We start from the raw sequence: 16,941 nt of genomic DNA, 5'->3' as shown, positions 1-16,941 counted from the left end.
AGGAGAATCGCCGTGGACCTGGGCTTGACGGGCAAGACCGCCCTCGTCAGCGGCTCGTCGTCCGGAATGGGCTTGGGTATCGCCGAGGCCCTGGCGGCGGAAGGCACCAACCTCGTCATGACCGCCCGGCGCGCGGACGTGCTGGCCGGGCACGCCGCGAGGATCGGTGCGCACGCGGTCCCGGCGGACATGAGCCTGCCGGGCGAGCCCGCGCGCGTGGTCGCGGAAACCGTGGAGCGGTTCGGCGGGCTGGACATCGTGCTGTGGAACAGCGGCGGACCGCCGCCGGGCAGTGCGGTCGGCTTGACGGCCGAGCACGTGGTCGAGACCGCCGAGCTGGTGCTGCTCCCCCTCGTCCGGCTCGTGCAGGCCGGCGCCCGGCACCTGCGCCGGAGTTCGAGCGGGCGGATCCTGGCGATCACGACGAACGGGGTCCGGGAGCCCACCCCGGGCATGGCCGCCTCCAACGCGGTCCGCCCCGGGATCCACGGGTACCTGAAGACCTTGGCGACCGAGCTGGGACCGGCCGGGATCACCGTCAACACCCTGGCACCGGGACGCATCGCCACCCCACGCCGGGACGTCCTGTACCCGGACGGGGTGCCGTCCCACCTCACCGACGAGATCCCGTTGCGGCGCTGGGGAACCGTCCGCGAGTTCGCCGACGTCGCGGCGTTCCTGGCCTCGCCGCGGGCCTCGTACGTGACGGGCACGACGACCTACGTCGACGGCGGCCTGACGAGGAGCGCGTCATGACGGGAGCGAGCAGCGAAGTCGCCCTCGCGCTGGTGTGTCCACCGGCGGCCGGGTGATGCTCGGCAAGGGCGGGCTGCCGGTCGTCGAGGTCGCTGTCGCCGCGGTACATCGCCCGGTGTCCACATCGGACACCGGTGCGTTGTCCCCCTGGCGAGCTACAAGAGTTGCTCGCCCCGGGGTGACGTTTTCGCCGTCCTTTCCTCGATAACTTCGTCGCCGTCACCGCGGACGGCGGACCGGAAGGGGCCGCCGCCGCGGAAAATCGGAGGGCGAGCACCATGAGGAAGACACGCGGGACGCGGTTCGCCGCGACCCTGGCGGTCACCGCACTGACCGTTCTCGGCGTGGCCGCTTGCGACAGCGCCGACGACGAGGACGGCCCGGCGGCCGCGACCCTCACGTGGGGGGCGTGCCCGGCAGCCGCGCCGGGCACGCCGCGGGATCCCCGGCTCACCTGCGCGAAGGTGAAGGTCCCGCTCGACTACGGCCGGCCGGACGGCACGTCGATCGACGTCACGATCTCCCGGCTGGGCGCCGCCGACCCCGCGAAGCGCCACGGCGTCCTGCTGCTGAACCCGGGCGGTCCGGCGCTGCCGGGTCTCGACACGCCGAGTGCGATGGCGCCGACGCTGCCGAAGCCCGTGCTGGACGGCTACGACCTGATCGGCTTCGACCCGCGCGGCGTCGGGACCAGCAGCCCGCAGAGCTGCGGCCTCGACAACCCCAGCGTCGCCGGCCTCTTCCCCTACCCCGCCGCCGACGGCTCGATCGACGCGAACGTCCAGGCCGCCCGCGACACGGCCGGGAAGTGTGCCGCCAAGGCCGGGGAGAACCTGCGCTACTTCACCACCGCCAACACCGCTCGCGACCTCGACCGCGTCCGCGAAGCCCTCGGCGAAGCCAAGATCTCGTACTGGGGCCAGTCCTACGGCACCTACCTCGGGACCGTCTACAGCGCGCTGTACCCGGACCGGACCGACCGCATGATCCTCGAAGGCAACGTCGACCCCGCCCACGTCTGGGCCGGCGAGGCGGCGAGCTGGGGCAAGGGCATGGCCGAACGGTTCCCGGACGCGGCCGCCGTCGCCGCCGGGCAGAACGCCGCCCTCGGCCTCGGTGCCACCCCGGGCGAAGTCACCCGGACCTACCTCGCGCTCGCCGACCGGCTCGACCACCGGCCGGCGCCGGTGCCGGGCACACCGCAGTCGTTGACCGGGGCGATGCTGCGCAGCGTCACCTACGCGCTGCTGATCCACAACGACACCCTGCCGGTGCTCGCCCAGGTCTGGAAGGCCGCCGCGGACCTGGCCGACGGCCACCTCACGGAGGCCGACGGCAAGGTGCTCCAGCAGGTGTTCGCCGACACCCCGGCCACCCCGGGCGTGCCCGCGGACAACCAGGCGACCATGTTCCTGGCCCTCACCTGCGGCGACGCCGAGTGGTCCCACGACGTCGCCGGCTACGCCCGGCAGACCGCCGCCGACCGCAAGGCGTGGCCGCTGACCGCGGGCATGCCGGCGAACATCTGGCCGTGCGCGTTCTGGCCGCAGCCGATCGAGAAGCCGGTGACCGTGCCGGACCGGGGCGCGCGCAACACCCTGATCCTGCAGAACCGCCGCGACCACGCCACGCCGTGGGAGTCCGGCATCGGGCTGCGCCGAGCGCTGGGGAACCGCGCCGCCTTCGTCGGCGTCGACAACGGCGGGCACTACGTCTACCACGAAGGCTCGGCCTGTGCCGACAACGCGACCGTGGCCTTCCTCGACACCGGCCGGCTGCCGGACAAGGATTTCGACTGCACCGACGTCACCCCGCATTGAGCATCCCGGCGCGGGCGGCCCTCCCCTCGGAGGCCGCCCGCGCCGCCGCGGATTCGGCAGCGGGTTGCCTTGCTGACCACGATTCCTGCCCTCGCGTACCGTCGAGCTCCGTCGGGCGGTCGCCTTTTTCCGCCGGGGCGAACGGGAAGCGCGCGGCCTCGCTAGGCTCCCGCCATGCCGCCGCTGGGACGTCTTCGCAACCGTTGGGCAGGCGTCACTCCGGAAATCCGGGATCGGGCCCTCGCCGCGGCCGTCACCGCCGCCGCGTTCGTGCCGGGACTCGCGATGCTCGGGGCCCAGTTCGGCGATCTGCCGAGGCACGACGGCGGTTTCGCGGCGGTCGTGCTCGTGCTCGGGCAGACGCTCCCGCTGGCGGTGCGCAGCCGGTGGCCCGCGGCGACCCTCGCGATCATCGCGACCTGTTTCGCGGCGCACGAAGTGCTCGCCTGTCCCCCTTCGATCGGCAGTCTCGCGCTGTACTTCGCGCTCTATTCGGCCGGAGCGCGCGAGGAGCGGTTCCGTCGGGCGCTGCCCGCGGCGGTGTCTGCGGGATACGTCGTCTTCGCGATCCTGGTCGTCTTGCGCGGATCCCCGACGGACTTGCCGACCTACGTCGTCTACTACGTGGTGCTGGTCCTGTTCTGGTCGCTGGGTGCCCTGGTGCGGCAGCGACGGCGGGAAGAAGCCGAGCGGCGGCGGCTCACCGCCCGGGCCGCGGCGGCCGACGAGCGGGAGCGCCTCGCCCGCGAGCTGCACGACGTCGTCACCCACCACGTGACGGCCATGGTGGTCCAGGCCGACGCCGCCCGGTTCCTCCCGCCCGAACGCTTCCCCGACGTGCTCGCCACCATCACCGGCTCCGGTCGCGACGCCCTCACCGAACTGCGGTTCCTGCTCGGTGTCCTCGAAGCGACCGGCGCGCGCACGCCGGGCCTGAGCGCGCTGCGCGGCCTCGTGGAGCAGCCGGGCCGGGAGGTCGAGCTGGTCGAAGCGGGCGAACGCCCGGCGTTGCCGGCGGAAACCGAGCTCACCGCGTACCGGATCGTGCAGGAAGCACTGACCAACGCGGCCAAGTACGCCGCCGGCCGGCCCGCGAGGGTGCGCGTCGGCTACGGCGCGGACCTCCTCGAAATCGAGGTGACCACCCGGGGTCCGGCGACCGAGGCCGGCGCTCTCGGCTCCGGCGGGCGCGGACTGGCCGGGTTGCGCGACCGCGTCGACGCGCTCGGCGGGCGATTCACCGCCGGACCGGCGGACGGCGGATTCCGGGTCAGCGCCGAATTCCCCACGGCCGGCACTCCCGTGGGGAGCGGCCGATGACCGGCGAGCCGATCCGGGTGCTGATCTGCGAGGACCAGGAACTCATCCGCGCGGGGTACGTGGCCGTGCTCGGCGCCCAGCCGGATATGGACGTGGTGGGCCAGGCCGCGAACGGCCGCGAGGCGCTCATCGAAATCGACCGGCTGCGCCCCGACGTCGTCGTGATGGACATCCAGATGCCGCTGCTGGACGGGATCGAGGTGACCCGCCGCGTCGCCGGGCCCGACGCGGCGAACCCGGCGAAGGTCCTGGTCGTCACGACGTTCAACGTCGGCCAGTACGTCTACGACGCGCTGCGGGCCGGGGCGAGCGGGTTCCTGCTCAAGGACGCACCCCTGGACGAGCTCGCCGAAGGGGTGCGCACGGTGGCGCGCGGCGAGTCCCTGCTCTCCCCCGCGGTGACCCGGACGCTGATCGGCCGCTACGCCGACCGGATCCAGCCGGTGGCTCCCGCCGATGGCCCCCTGGACCGGCTCGCGCCCCGGGAGCGGGCGGTGCTCGAGCTGATCGCCGGCGGCCTGTCGAACGCCGAGATCGCGGCCGAGCTGGTGCTGAGCGTGGAAACGGTGAAGACGTACGTCTCGCGGATCTTCACCAAGCTCGACCTGCGGGACCGGGTCCAGGCCGTGGTGCTGGCCTACCGGACCGGGCTCGTCAGCGCCGCGGGGTGAGCTCGGGACGGGGCCGCTAGGCGGTCGGGTCCGGGCCGAGGACCCGGTCGAGCAGTTCGCCCAGCTGGTCGACCTGGGCCGCCGACAGGTTCCGGAACGAGGACTCGACGACGGCGTCCGCGAGGTCCTGGCCCTCGGCGCGCAGGCGGGCCCCTTCCTCGGTGAGCCGGTGCCGGACGGCCCGGCCCGGTCCCGGAACCCGTTCGATCAGGCCGCGCTCGGCCATCCGCGTGGCCAGCGAGCCGAAGGACTGGTCGGTCTGGAAGGTCAGGACCGCCAGGTCGTGCAGCGAAGCGTCGGGCTCGCGGTGCAGGTGCCGCAGGGTGTCCCACTGCACCAGCGAAAGCCCCAGCGGCGCCAGCGCCCGGCTCAGCGCGCGGTGGTGGCGGTACTGCAGGCGTTTGACGGCCAAGGAGACCTCGCCCGGGCGGTACTTCATGCGCCCACCCTAGCTCATCGAAGACAGGTTGCTTATCTAAGGAAGCTTATATAAGGTTCCTTAGATAAGTCCCCACGAACCCCGAGAAGGAACCATGACAACGCTCCCCGCCGCCGGCTCGCTCCGGCCCACCCGCACCGAAACCCACGCCCTCGGCCCGGTCGAAGTGACCCTCCAGGACCGCGACCGCACCCGCCCCTTCCTGCTCCTGCACGGCGGTGGTGGCGTCGCCACGATGGCCGGCTTCGCCGACCTGCTCGCCGAGCGCACCCACTCCCGCGTACTGCTGCCCACCCACCCCGGCTTCGGCGGCACGCCGAAACCGGCGGAACTGAGCAGCGTCACCGAGCTGGCCGGCGTGTACGTCGACCTGCTGGAGGAGCTCGACCTGACCGACGTGACCGTGCTCGGCAACTCCTTCGGCGGCTGGCTGGCCGCCGAGATCGCGCTGCGGAAGAGCCCGCGGGTCAGCGGCGCGGTGATCGTCGACGGGATCGGCATCGACGTCGAAGGGCACCCGATCACCGACGTCAGCGGTCTTTCCCCGGCCGAGCTCCGGTCGTTCTCCTTCCACGACCCGAGCAAGGCGCCCGTCCCGCCGGGCGGTGGCACCGGACCGAGCCCCGACGTGCGAGCGCTGATCGGCTACACCGGCCCGGCCATGTCCGACCCGACGCTCGCCAAGCGGCTCGGCGACATCGACATCCCGGTCCACGTGCTGTGGGGCGAAAGCGACGGCATCGCCGGCCCGGACTACGGCCGGGCCTTCGCCGCCGCGATCCCGCTCTCGAAGTTCACCCCGCTCCCCCGCACCGGCCACCTGCCGCAGGTGGAGACGCCCGAGGAACTGCTCGGCGCCCTGCTCGACCTCTGATCTTCCGCACCGGACGAGGAGAACCGCATGAGCACCCCCTTGAGCGTGACCCGGATCGGGCACGCCTGCCAGCTGATCGACATCGGCGGGATTCGCGTCCTGACCGACCCGTGGTTCACCCAGACCGCGGTCTACTACCAGGGCGAACCGGTCGCCGCGACCGTCGGATCCCTCGGCCGGGTCGATGCCGTCGTGGTCAGCCACGAGCACTACGACCACTGCGACCTCGACGCGCTCGTCGCCGGGGGCTTCGACCTGGGCACGCCGCTGATCGGGCCCGGCACCGTCGCGACCATCGCGCGCGGCAAGGGTTTCCGCGACGTCCGCACCGTCGAAGCGTGGGAGGCGGCCACGGTCGGGGACCTGACGGTGACGGCGACGCCGGGCGAGCACGGCGTCCACGAGGTCACGTTCGTCATCCAGGCGCACGGGCGCACGATCTTCTTCGGCGGCGATTCCTTGCGCGTGCCCGAACTGGACACCATTCCCGACCGGTTCGGGCCCGTCGACCTGGCCATCCTGCCCACCAACGGCCTGTGCGTCCGGCCGATGGACCTGCGGCAGGTGGTCATGGACGCCGAGGAGGCGGCAGGGCTGACGGCGGCGTTGCGGCCGGCCATGGCGGTGCCGCACCACTACGCGTTCCACAGTGGACGGCTGGGCGACCGGATGATCACGAAGGCGGACCAGGACCCGCGCCACTACGCCGACGCGGTCGCGCGCCTCGCCCCGGAGGTCGACGTCCGCCTGGCCCTGCCTGGAACCGTGGTGACGGTCCCGTGAGCGACCGGCGGTTCCTGCCGGAGGTCCGCGACGACCTCCCGCCCGGCGAGCGGCCGATGGTGGCCGTCGTCCGGGCGATCCCCGGCCACGAAGAGCAGCTCGCCGCCGCGATCACGACCCTCACCGCCGCGGTGCGGCGCGAGCCGGGCTGTTCGGAGTTCCGGTCGTTCCGGGAGGTCACGGCGGGCGGGGTGTTCTACCTGTACGAGATCTACACCGATATCGAGGCGTTCCACGCGCACTTGGCCACCGAGCACGTGACGCGGTTCTTCGGCGAGCTGGCCCGGCACAGCACCACGGACGCGACGGCGCTGGTCCAGCTCGCCGAGCTGCCGATCCCCTGAAGCAGCGCGTGGCCCATGGCCCGGCGGCGCCGCGAACCGGCGGTTGGCGGATGCGGTGGGATTCTCGGCGATGCTGCACTCGGCAGGGAATGCCAGGCGGCCATGCAAGCTCAGTTCGATCGTGAACCGGTGATCGCGGCCCACCCGGCGAGGCCGAAATAGGCCAGCCCCTCGGCCCCTGGTCGGAACGCTGCGATCCGGGGTCGGCGACGAAGCCAGTTCCCGATCGTTGCGGACGCCCACGCGAACGCGAGGTCCCAGACAGCGCCGACAATCCAGAACACGCCGCCGAGGACCAGGATCTGCATGGTCTCGGACCCGCGTTCATGATGGATGAACTGGGGTAGGAACGCGAGGTAGAAGACCATCATCTTCGGGTTGCCCAGCCCGACGAGCAGACCTCTGCCGACGGATCGGGCCACGGCCGTCGCCACCACGGGTGTGGAGGTCCCCGCTTTCGGTGCGGGAGTGCGCGACGCCTGGAAACCGAGGTATACGAGATAGGCGACTCCCGCCCAGCGGATCACAGTGAAAGCCACTGTGGACGCGGCCAGCGCCGCCGAGAGTCCTGCGGCGGCGAGCAGGACGCGCACGAGTGACGCGGCCTCGATTCCAGCAGCGGCGGCGAGCGCAGCTCGACGGCCGTGGCTGATTCCGTGCGCGAGCAGGTAGAAGTTCGACGGCCCGGGAATGAGCATGATTCCTGCCGAAACGACGGCGAAGACCAGCAGCGTGTCGGAGGTGGGCATCGCGAGCGTGTTCCTCTCATCGGGAGATGCCCTCACCTTCCGGGACTCGAACTGGTTAGCACAAGCAAGGATTTCCGGTCGTCTGTTCAGTGTTGCTGTACAGTTTCGGTGTGCTTGATCTCCGTCACCTCCGCGCACTGCACGCCGTGGTAACAGCCGGATCGGTGCGAGCTGCCGCCACGCAACTCGGCTACACCCCGTCGGCTGTGAGCCAGCACATCGCCGCGCTCGAACGACAGACCGGGTCGGTGTTGCTGGAGCCGGCGGGGCGGGGCGTGCGAGCTACTGCCGCCGGCCTGCTACTCGCCCAGCACGCTGCCGGACTGCTCGACGGGGCGGCCGAAGCCGAAGCGGCCCTCGCGGCGTTGACCGCGGGCGAGGCGGGTGTGCTGCGGATGGCGTCCTTCGCCACCGCCGGGGGCGAACTTGTACCCCGAGCGCTCGCGCAGACCAGATCGGAGCTACCCGAGCTGGGGATCACCCTTCGCGTCGCCGAACGGGACGACGCGCTGAGCCTGCTCCGACGAGGAGAGCTGGACCTCGCCATCATCGAGGACCACCAAGACCCCGCCATCGACGACGCGCTCGTTCGACGGCCCCTGCTCACCGATCCGTTCAGGATCGTCCTGCCGCGCGGCCACCGGCTGGCCCGCAAGCGCACGATCGACCTGGCCGACACCGCCGAGGAGCCATGGATCCGCGTCGCTTGTGAGATCGGCTGCTGCCGCGAAGCCACCGATGCTGCGTTCGCGCAGGCCGGGTTCCTTCCCGACCGGCCGACCGAAGCCGACGAATACTGGCCCGCACAAGGATTTGTCGCAGCCGGACTGGGCCTCGCGCTGATCCCGGCCCTAGCGCTGAGCGTGCTCCACGGCGGTGTCGCCGTTCGACCGCTGTCTCCGGCAACTCGGCCCGTGCGGCACGCGGTAGCAGTCACCCGGCCGGCCGTGCTCGGCACCGCCTCGGTCCGAACGATGATCGCCGCCCTTGAAGCAGAAGCCGCCGGCTCCGCATCCGAGTGATCACGCGGGCTATCAGTCTCGCCTCGAGTCCCGCTCTGGCCGTCGCTGATCACGTGACGATCGTGATTTCGGCCTGGAACCGGCTCGCGTTCAGGCCTTCGGTGTCCACGGCGACCGTCGCTCCCGATGCGGGTGTTCGGCTGTTCGATCCGATCAGTCGAACGCGCACGGATCGAACCGACCGTGCTCGCCGCCAGCCCTGCGACGGCGGCGATACGGCGATCCGACCACTCGGGGTGTGCGGCGACGATGCGATCCGCGGCGGCGCGCCGGTCGGCGGTGGACAACGGCAGACCGTGCGCGCGGTTGAGTTCGACAGCCAGGACGAACGCGTCGTCCTCGCTCCCGTCGAAGAAGACCGCGTTGACGTGCTCTTCACCGCGCAGGGCCGCGGCGCGAACGCGATGCATGCCGTCCACGACGCGCATCGTCGGCCGGTGCACGACGATCGGGGGCAACGGCTTGTCCAGATCCGCCAGCAGGCTGGCGTGTTCCAGGCTCTCCCCGCTCAGGCGCGGCGAGAAGGCACCGGCGAGCTCCGCGATCGGCACCCGCCGAAGTGGCTGCGGCTCGACGTCACCGGACGCGGAGCTGACCGACCGCAGGACCGCAACCTCATCCTTCACCCGCTCAGCTCCGTCGCCATCCACTAGCCCAAGCAAACCGACGAATGACAGATTGCCCGGTCAGGTCAATAAGGTTGCCCGATCGGGCAACCTTATTGACCTGACCGGGCAATTTATGGTTGGAAGAAACGACACCACCACTGATTCGGACATTCAGGATAGCTCCCGTACCTCACACTGCCTCGGTCAACTCGTAATGACGCGATCACCGCCAGTTACCATGACATCAAGAGACTGAACTGTCAACTATCTTGCCGACGTCCCACCGGCACCACACAACATCAGAAGCAGCCTGGAACAGGCGGGTCCGCAGGAAGAATTGCAATGCAGGAAAGTGTCATGGTCGATTTCTTCGATTCTTTGCCGGTGACCCGGCCTGCTTATTCTTACGTTTCCCAGAATTCATTACCCCGGCTCGAAGCCGCAGAAAGCGGGATTCGGTGTCGTAAGCGCGACCGGCCCGGCACGACCGAGCCCCTCCTCAGCCGTTCGCCGTTGTTCGATAGTCCACCTGGACTCGCCCCGCGCACGTCCGAAGCCATCGCGAGCGCCGCGGCGTAGGCGCCACCAGCGGAGGTCGGGTTCAGGAAGATGTCACCGGAGTCGGCTCCGGCGGGCCTCGGTCAGCACGGTGAGCGGCGGCGCGGTGACAGCCGTCACCAGGAAGTGAGGGCGCATTATAGAATAGCCCAGGCGCAGATCGAGGCGCTTTTCGGCAATTTCCACATCATCGATCCCGGGCTGACGTGGACGCCGTTGTGACATCCCGAAGAGGCCTCGTCCACCGACGAGACACCGACGCTCGAACAAGCGAGTCAATCCATTGTGCTCACCGGAGCCGCGAAGAAGGAGTGAAATTCGGTTCCGCGATCGGGTGACCAGCCAGGCCACACCGAAGGCCGAAAGGCCGGAAGACATCGAGAAGATCTCCAGTCGCGTCAACCGGATCAAACGTGTTCGACTTGGTCGACGACTTCGAAGGCCTGCTGAAAGCCGTTCGTTCCCCGGTCTACAAGGGAGTGCGCAACTCCTCCGTGCCTGACTCAAACGCCAGGTGACTGCCGACGAGCGATTCCGACAGGAGTAACGCGGCCTCGATCGCGATCAGGATCTCCGCGGTGGTTTTCGGGTCGCTGAGGGAGCGACCGGTGGCCGACTCGATCCGGCGCAGCCGATGGCGGATCGTGTTGGGGTGACAGAACAACACACCCGCCGACGTCGCACGGCAGACCGGAACGGCCGGGTACGTGGGCCGCAAACTGGCCGCCCTCCGTCCGCAGCTGGCCCCGTTCCGTGCCGACACCCACGTCCGCCACCTTGAGCAGGAGATCAGCCGGGGCACTCGGCCGGCCTGCTCGGCCAAAGTCCAGCCGTGGTCCCGCGCCCTGCCGGCCAGGAGAAGACCAGGCTTCATCGACTGGACCCGCGCCGTCCAGGTTCGCGGCCCACCGAATACAGCAACCTGTCCGTCAAGTCAAGGGCCTAGTCGGCCGAACTACCGGAAGCGGTTGCCCCGAGCGGAGTAGTCGGTTCCGCGCACTAGGGCGTAGCTATGATCCTGCCCATGGTGTCACCACTTTGGGGACCACTCCCGCGTATCGTCAGGTGACCAACCGCTTAGTAGGCTGACGAGCACGAGTCCGTTTCTCAACGACGAGGAGGTCCCTGTGACCGATTCCCCTTCCCGTGTCGCCGTGGTCACCGGTGCCGGCCGTGGCATCGGCGCCGCCGTCGCGGCGCGGCTGGCCGATGACGGCTTCGCCGTCGGACTGCTGGACCTGGACGAAGCCGGCGTCAAGCAGGGCGCCGAAGCGATCGTCGCCAAGGGCGGCAAGGCCGTCGGCGTCGCGCTGGACGTCACTGACGCCGAGCAGGTCGAGGCGGCCGTCACCCGTGTCGCCGACGAGGTCGGCCCGCCGGTCGTGCTCGTCAACAACGCCGGCATCACCCGCGACAACCTGATCTTCAAGATGACCGAGCAGGACTGGGACTCCGTCCTCGGCGTGCACCTCAAGGGTTCGTTCCTGATGACCCGCGCGGTGCAGAAGTACATGACGCAGGAGAAGTACGGCCGGATCGTCAACCTGTCGAGCACGTCGGCGCTGGGCAACCGCGGCCAGGTCAACTACTCCGCGGCGAAGGCCGGCATGCAGGGCTTCACCAAGACCCTCGCCATCGAGCTGGGCAAGTTCAACGTCACCGCCAACGCGATCGCGCCGGGCTTCATCGCCACCGACATGACCGCGGCGACCGCCGAACGGATCGGCATGTCGTTCGAGGACTTAAAGGCCGCGGCCGCGACGCAGATCCCGGTGCAGCGCGTCGGGACGCCCGACGACATCGCGCACCTCACGTCGTTCCTGGTCAGCGAGGGCGCCGGGTTCGTCTCCGGCCAGGTCATCTATGCCGCCGGCGGACCGAAGGACTGAGGCAGATGCGCGAGTTCGCTTCTTTGGACGAGTTCGCCGCGGCGGTCGGCGAGCACCTCGGGTACAGCGAGTGGCACACGATCACCCAGGACCGGGTGAACAAGTTCGCCGACGCCACCGACGACCACCAGTGGATCCACGTCGACGAGGCGATGGCGGCCGCGGGCCCGTTCGGCGGCACCATCGCCCACGGCTTCCTGACGCTGTCGCTGCTCTCGGCGTTCGGACAGAAGATCTACCAGATCAAGGGCATCAAGATGGGGATCAACTACGGCCTCAACAAGGTCCGCTTCCCGCAGCCGGTGAAGGTCGGCTCGAAGCTGCGCGCCGGGGCCGAGCTGATCGAGATCACCGACATCCCGGGCGGCAAGCAGGCGGTGTCGAGGTGGACGGCCGAGATCGATGGCGAAGTGAAGCCCGCCTGCGTCGCCGAATGGGTCACGCGTTTCCTCGCGTGAGGCCATCAGGGCGCCGCTTTCACGTGAAAGCGGCGCTTGCCCTGGCCGCTGTACGTCATACCGACTAGTCGGTATGCTCTCCCGCAGACTGCTTGAGGAGGCACGATGAGCCGGATCGACCCCCCGGGTCTCGACCTGGGCCGCCTGCGCGCCCACCTGGACGCGCACCGGCCCGGCCTGGTCGCCGGGGAGCTGACCGCGGACGTCGTGGAGGGCGGCCGGTCGAACCTCACCTACGTGGTGGGCGACGGCCGGTCGCGCTGGGTGGTGCGCCGCCCGCCGCTCGGGCACGTCCTGCCGACCGCGCACGACATGACGCGCGAGTTCCGGGTGATCTCGGGCCTGCGCGACACCGCCGTGCCGGTGCCCGAAGCGCTGCTGCTCTGCGAAGACGCCGACGTCGTCGGCGCGCAGTTCTACGTGATGAGCTTCGTCGAGGGCACGCCCTACCGGACCGCGGACGAACTCACCGAACTCGGCGCGGCCCGCACCCGGGCCATCGCCGACGCGCTGGTCGACACGCTCGTCGACCTGCACGCCGTCGACCCGGGCGCGGTCGGGCTCGGGGACTTCGGCCGGCCGGAGGGCTTCCTCGAGCGGCAGCTGCGGCGCTGGAAGAAGCAGCTCGACGCCTCCCGCAGCCGCGACCTGCCGGGCATCGAGGAGCTGCACGACCGGCTCGCCGCGGCGGTGCCGGTGTCCGGGAAGCCGTCGATCATCCACGGCGACTACCGGCTCGACAACGTGCTGGTCGACGCCGACGACCGGATCTCGGCGGTGCTCGACTGGGAGATGTCGACGCTGGGCGACCCGCTCACCGACCTCGCGCTGCTGGTGGCCTACGCCGAGCGCGACAAGGTGTCGCTGCAGTTCGTCTCGAACGCCAGCTCGGCCCCGGGGTACCCGACCACCGACCAGGTCGTCGCCCGCTACGCCGAACGCTCGGGGCGCGATGTCTCGCAGCTGAACTGGTACGTCAGCTTCGCGTTCTTCAAGCTCGCCGTGATCCTGGAGGGCATCTACTACCGCTACACGAAGGGCCAGACGGTCGGGGCGGGCTTCGAGGGCGTCGGGGCCGGCGTCCCGCTGCTCATCACGCACGGCAACGAGATTCTCAAAGAGGAGAAGTAATGGACTTCGCGTTCGACGAGAAGACCGAGGAGCTGCGCGGGAAGCTCCTCGAGTTCATGGACTCGCACATCTACCCCGCCGAGCCCGTGTTCGAGCAGCAGCTGGCCGAACGCGAAGACCCGTGGGCGATCCCGCCGGTCATGGACGAACTCAAGGCCGAGGCCCGCAAGCGCGGCCTGTGGAACTTCTTCCTCCCCGGCGACCACGGCGCGGGCCTGACGAACCTGCAGTACGCGCCGCTGGCGGAGATCACCGGCCGCAGCATCCGGCTGGCGCCGACCGCGGTCAACTGCGCCGCCCCGGACACCGGGAACATGGAAGTGCTCTCGATGTTCGGCACCGAGCAGCAGCAGAAGCAGTGGCTGGAACCGTTGCTGCACGGGGAAATCCGCTCCGCGTTCGCGATGACCGAGCCGGACGTCGCCTCCTCCGACGCCCGCAACATCGAGACCAGCATCCGCCGCGACGGCGACGAGTACGTGATCAACGGCCGGAAGTGGTACATCTCCGGCGCGATGAACCCCGCGTGCAAGATCTTCATCGTGATGGGCAAGACCGACCCGGAAGCCGCGCCGCACAAGCAGCAGAGCATGATCCTCGTCCCCCGCGACGCGCCGGGCCTGACGGTCAAGCGCGGCATGCACGTGTTCGGCTACGACGACAGCGACCACGGCGGTCACGCCGAGGTGCTCTTCGAGGACGTCCGCGTGCCGGTCGAGAACCTCGTCGCCGGTGAGGGCGACGGCTTCGCGATCGCCCAGGCGCGGCTCGGCCCGGGCCGCATCCACCACTGCATGCGCGCCATCGGGATGGCCGAGCGGGCGCTGGAGCTGATGTGCCGCCGGGCGATCTCGCGCGAGGCGTTCGGCAAGCCGATCGCCCAGCAGGGCGTCGTGCAGGACTGGATCGCCGAGTCGCGCGTCAAGATCGAGCAGCAGCGGCTGCTCGTGCTCAAGACCGCATGGTTGATGGACACCGTCGGCAACCAGGGCGCGCACACCGAGATCCAGGCCATCAAGATCTCCACCCCGATCACCGTCGAGTGGATCCTCGACAAGGCCGTGCAGGTGCACGGCGCGGGCGGCGTCAGCCAGGACTTCCCCCTGGCGGCGATGTGGGCGGGCAACCGCACGCTGCGCCTGGCCGACGGGCCGGACGAGGTCCACAAGCGCTCACTCGCCCGGCGTGAGCTGAAGAAGTACCTCTCGGAGGGCGCCAAGTGACTGTCACCGCTTCGGATCTGAGCCGCCAGGCGACCGAGTTCCTCGCCTCGCACGATCCCGGGACTACTGATCGGATGGACTTCCTGCGGGCCCGGTTCGACGCCGGTCTCGCCTGGATCCACTTCCCCGCCGGGCTCGGCGGGCAGAACGCGCCGCGCGCGCTGCAGTCCGTTGTGGACGAAGTGTTCACGGCCGCGGGCGCGCCGGACAACAACCCGCGCCGGATCGGCATCGGCCTCGGCATGGCCGCCCCGACCATCCTCGCCTTCGGCACGCCGGAGCAGCACGAGCGCTTCCTGCGTCCACTGTGGACCGGTGAGGAGGTGTGGTGCCAGCTGTTCTCCGAGCCGGGCGCCGGCTCCGACCTCGCGGCGCTGGGCACGCGGGCGGTGCGCGACGGCGACGACTGGATCGTCACCGGCCAGAAGGTGTGGACGTCGGGCGCGCACGAGTCGCAGTGGGCGATCCTGGTCACCCGCACCGATCCGGACGTGCCGAAGCACCAGGGCATGACGTACTTCATGTGCGACATGAAGGCGCCCGGCGTGGACGTGCGGCCGCTGCGCCAGATCACCGGTGAGGCCGAGTTCAACGAGGTCTTCCTGACCGAGGTCCGCATCCCGGACACCCAGCGCCTCGGCGCGGTCGGTGAGGGCTGGAAGGTCGCGCAGACGACGCTGATGAACGAGCGCGTCGCGATCGGCGGGCACGTCCAGCCGCGCGAAGGCGGCCTGATCGGCATCGTCGCGAAGACCTGGCGCGAGCGGCCCGAGCTGCGCACGCCGGAGCTGCGTGACCGGCTGGTGCAGCGGTGGGTCGAGGCGGAGACGCTGCGGCTGGCCGGCACCCGGCTGCGCCAGCAGCTGACGGCGGGCGCGCCCGGGCCGGAGGGCTCGGCCATGAAGGTCGCGTTCTCGGAGCTGAACCAGGCCCTCACCGGCCTGGAGGTCGAGCTGCTCGGCGAAGAGGGCCTGGCCTACGACGACTGGACGTTCCGGCGCCCGGCGATCGTCGACTTCACCGGCCGCGAAGCCGGCTACCGCTACCTGCGTGCGAAGGGGAACTCCATCGAGGGCGGCACCTCGGAGGTCCTGCGCAACATCATCGCCGAACGCGTACTGGGGCTGCCGTCCGAGCCGCGCGTCGATAAGGACGTCGCCTGGAAGGACCTGCCCCGATGAGTCAAGCACAGCCGGATCTGCTGTATTCGGACGTCGAGGAAGACCTGCGGGCTTCCGTCCGGGACCTGCTCAAGGACAAGGCCGACGCTTCGGCGTTGCTGGCCCGCGTCGAGACGGCCGAGGGCTACGACCTGAAGCTGTGGCGCACGCTGGCCGACGAGGTCGGCGTGGCCGGGCTGGCGGTGCCCGAGGAGCTGGGCGGCCACGGCGCGTCGGCCCGCGAGGTGGCCGTGGTGGCCGAGGAGCTGGGCCGCAGCGTCGCGCCGGTGCCGTTCCTGGGCAGCGTCGTGCTGGCGACGACGGCGCTGGTCCGCGCGGGCGCGGGCGGCTTCGTCCGCCGGCTCGCGGCGGGTTCGGCGATCGGCGCGCTGACCGTGCCGCTGTCGACGGCGCCGGGGGCGGGCTTCCCGTCGTCGGTGACTGTCTCGGCGGACGGCAAGCTCAGCGGCCGGGTGGGCACGGTCGCCGACGCGTCGGTGGCGGACCTGCTGGTCGTCCCGGCCGCGGGCCCGCACGGGCCGGCCCTGTACGTGGTCGAGGCGTCGGCGGCGACGGTGACCGAGCTGGTTTCGTTCGACCTGACGCGCCGGGTCGCCGACGTGGTGCTCTCGGACGCGCCGGCGGTGCTCGTGGCCTCGGGAATGGACGCGGCTTCGGCGCTGGAGGAGGCCCTGCTGTTCGGCGCGGGCATCCTGGCGTCGGAGCAGACCGGCATCGCCGAATGGGCGTTGACCGAGACGGTTTCCTACCTGAAGGGCCGGTACCAGTTCGGCCGTCCGGTGGGCGGGTTCCAGTCGCTCAAGCACCGGCTGGCGAACCTGTACACGGACCTGGTGCTCGCCCGCGCGACGGCTCGCAACGCGGCGGACGCGCTGGCCACGGGCACGGACGTGCCGATCGCGGTGGCGGTCGCCCAGGCGCGGGTTTCGCCGATCGCGGTTCACGCGACGGAGGAGGCCATCCAGCTGCACGGCGGCATCGGGATGACGTGGGAGCACCCGGCGCACCTGTACCTGAAGCGGGCCAAGGCGGACGAGCTGGCGCTAGGGACTCCGGGGAAGCACCGGGCCCGGCTGGCGGACCTGGTCGACCTGCCCGCCTGACCGGCGGGCTTG

The 16,941-nt window shown here is 70.5% G+C and carries 18 protein-coding genes and 1 pseudogene; 14 read left to right on the top strand and 5 right to left on the bottom strand.

The genetic code is table 11. The features are described 5' to 3' along the window. Nucleotides 1–12: 12 nt before the first annotated feature. From AB0N03_RS21580 to AB0N03_RS21565, 4 genes are all read left to right on the top strand, one after another. Nucleotides 13–756: an SDR family oxidoreductase gene (locus AB0N03_RS21580; RefSeq protein WP_364374382.1), complete on the top strand. Its 744-nt coding sequence runs from the start codon at nucleotides 13–15 to the stop codon at nucleotides 754–756. A 278-nt stretch (nucleotides 757–1,034) separates the two neighbouring features. Continuing rightward, nucleotides 1,035–2,576 (top strand): alpha/beta hydrolase, encoded by a 1,542-nt coding sequence (locus tag AB0N03_RS21575; protein ID WP_364374379.1) that lies wholly within the window; start codon nucleotides 1,035–1,037, stop codon nucleotides 2,574–2,576. Between the two features lie 174 nt (nucleotides 2,577–2,750). Beyond that, a complete protein-coding gene (locus AB0N03_RS21570) occupies nucleotides 2,751–3,896 on the top strand; it encodes a histidine kinase (RefSeq protein WP_364374376.1) in 1,146 nt (381 codons plus the stop codon). Continuing rightward, entirely contained in the window at nucleotides 3,893–4,567 is a 675-nt protein-coding gene (locus AB0N03_RS21565; protein WP_364374373.1) for a response regulator transcription factor, read from the top strand. The genes AB0N03_RS21570 and AB0N03_RS21565 overlap by 4 nt, the downstream gene beginning before the upstream one ends. A gap of 16 nt (nucleotides 4,568–4,583) precedes the next feature. Here the strand turns inward: AB0N03_RS21565 and AB0N03_RS21560 are convergent, their stop codons facing one another. Next, nucleotides 4,584–5,006 carry a MarR family transcriptional regulator gene (locus AB0N03_RS21560; protein WP_364374370.1) on the bottom strand — a complete coding sequence of 141 codons (423 nt, stop codon included), beginning with the start codon at nucleotides 5,004–5,006 and terminating at the stop codon, nucleotides 4,584–4,586. Between the two features lie 94 nt (nucleotides 5,007–5,100). Between AB0N03_RS21560 and AB0N03_RS21555 the strand changes: the two genes are divergently transcribed. The 3 genes from AB0N03_RS21555 to AB0N03_RS21545 are packed head-to-tail and all read left to right on the top strand — an operon-like array spanning nucleotide 5,101 to nucleotide 7,007. Next, nucleotides 5,101–5,880, top strand: a complete 780-nt coding sequence (locus tag AB0N03_RS21555) for an alpha/beta hydrolase (protein WP_364374367.1) — start codon at nucleotides 5,101–5,103, stop codon at nucleotides 5,878–5,880. A gap of 27 nt (nucleotides 5,881–5,907) precedes the next feature. Further along, nucleotides 5,908–6,663, top strand: a complete 756-nt coding sequence (locus AB0N03_RS21550) for an MBL fold metallo-hydrolase (protein WP_364374364.1) — start codon at nucleotides 5,908–5,910, stop codon at nucleotides 6,661–6,663. Then, nucleotides 6,660–7,007 (top strand): antibiotic biosynthesis monooxygenase, encoded by a 348-nt coding sequence (locus AB0N03_RS21545; RefSeq protein ID WP_364374361.1) that lies wholly within the window; start codon nucleotides 6,660–6,662, stop codon nucleotides 7,005–7,007. The genes AB0N03_RS21550 and AB0N03_RS21545 overlap by 4 nt, the downstream gene beginning before the upstream one ends. Before the next feature lie 110 nt (nucleotides 7,008–7,117). Here AB0N03_RS21545 and AB0N03_RS21540 read toward each other — a convergent pair whose 3' ends face one another. Beyond that, the gene (locus tag AB0N03_RS21540) at nucleotides 7,118–7,756 is read right to left on the bottom strand and encodes a LysE family translocator (protein WP_364374358.1); all 639 of its coding nucleotides are present in this window, start codon (nucleotides 7,754–7,756) and stop codon (nucleotides 7,118–7,120) included. Nucleotides 7,757–7,845: 89 nt separating this feature from the next. On the opposite strand from AB0N03_RS21540, the gene AB0N03_RS21535 reads away from it, so the two are divergent. Beyond that, the gene (locus AB0N03_RS21535; RefSeq protein ID WP_364374355.1) at nucleotides 7,846–8,778 is read left to right on the top strand and encodes a LysR family transcriptional regulator; all 933 of its coding nucleotides are present in this window, start codon (nucleotides 7,846–7,848) and stop codon (nucleotides 8,776–8,778) included. A gap of 365 nt (nucleotides 8,779–9,143) precedes the next feature. Here the strand turns inward: AB0N03_RS21535 and AB0N03_RS21530 are convergent. The 3 genes and pseudogenes from AB0N03_RS21530 to AB0N03_RS21520 form a co-directional block, all read right to left on the bottom strand. Then, a pseudogene (locus tag AB0N03_RS21530) lies at nucleotides 9,144–9,188 on the bottom strand (hypothetical protein); the annotation flags it as partial. Between the two features lie 810 nt (nucleotides 9,189–9,998). After that, nucleotides 9,999–10,346 carry a hypothetical protein gene (locus tag AB0N03_RS21525; protein WP_364374352.1) on the bottom strand — a complete coding sequence of 116 codons (348 nt, stop codon included), beginning with the start codon at nucleotides 10,344–10,346 and terminating at the stop codon, nucleotides 9,999–10,001. Nucleotides 10,347–10,413: 67 nt separating this feature from the next. Beyond that, nucleotides 10,414–10,818, bottom strand: a complete 405-nt coding sequence (locus AB0N03_RS21520) for a helix-turn-helix domain-containing protein (RefSeq protein ID WP_364374349.1) — start codon at nucleotides 10,816–10,818, stop codon at nucleotides 10,414–10,416. 253 nt (nucleotides 10,819–11,071) lie between these two features. On the opposite strand from AB0N03_RS21520, the gene fabG reads away from it, so the two are divergent. From fabG to AB0N03_RS21490, 6 genes are all read left to right on the top strand, one after another. After that, complete coding sequence (gene fabG / locus AB0N03_RS21515; protein ID WP_364374347.1) at nucleotides 11,072–11,833, top strand: 3-oxoacyl-ACP reductase FabG; 762 nt, start codon at nucleotides 11,072–11,074, stop codon at nucleotides 11,831–11,833. A 5-nt stretch (nucleotides 11,834–11,838) separates the two neighbouring features. Continuing rightward, complete coding sequence (locus AB0N03_RS21510; RefSeq protein ID WP_364374344.1) at nucleotides 11,839–12,291, top strand: MaoC family dehydratase; 453 nt, start codon at nucleotides 11,839–11,841, stop codon at nucleotides 12,289–12,291. A 105-nt stretch (nucleotides 12,292–12,396) separates the two neighbouring features. Beyond that, on the top strand, nucleotides 12,397–13,422 hold the full coding sequence (locus AB0N03_RS21505) for a phosphotransferase family protein (protein ID WP_364374341.1): 1,026 nt from the start codon (nucleotides 12,397–12,399) through the stop codon (nucleotides 13,420–13,422). After that, nucleotides 13,422–14,645, top strand: coding sequence for an acyl-CoA dehydrogenase family protein (locus AB0N03_RS21500; RefSeq protein WP_364374339.1), 1,224 nt, complete (start codon nucleotides 13,422–13,424; stop codon nucleotides 14,643–14,645). Before AB0N03_RS21505 ends, AB0N03_RS21500 begins: the two co-directional genes overlap by 1 nt. Continuing rightward, nucleotides 14,642–15,826: an acyl-CoA dehydrogenase family protein gene (locus AB0N03_RS21495; RefSeq protein ID WP_364374337.1), complete on the top strand. Its 1,185-nt coding sequence runs from the start codon at nucleotides 14,642–14,644 to the stop codon at nucleotides 15,824–15,826. The genes AB0N03_RS21500 and AB0N03_RS21495 overlap by 4 nt, the downstream gene beginning before the upstream one ends. Beyond that, on the top strand, nucleotides 15,823–16,929 hold the full coding sequence (locus tag AB0N03_RS21490) for an acyl-CoA dehydrogenase family protein (protein ID WP_364374335.1): 1,107 nt from the start codon (nucleotides 15,823–15,825) through the stop codon (nucleotides 16,927–16,929). The genes AB0N03_RS21495 and AB0N03_RS21490 overlap by 4 nt, the downstream gene beginning before the upstream one ends. Nucleotides 16,930–16,941 lie beyond the last annotated feature (12 nt).

Origin of the sequence: Amycolatopsis sp. NPDC051061 (assembly GCF_040682935.1) — a bacterium.
Taxonomy (GTDB): domain Bacteria; phylum Actinomycetota; class Actinomycetes; order Mycobacteriales; family Pseudonocardiaceae; genus Amycolatopsis.
The sequence above is the reverse complement of the archived record's forward strand: the minus strand, read 5'-3'. Positions and strand labels throughout refer to the sequence as shown.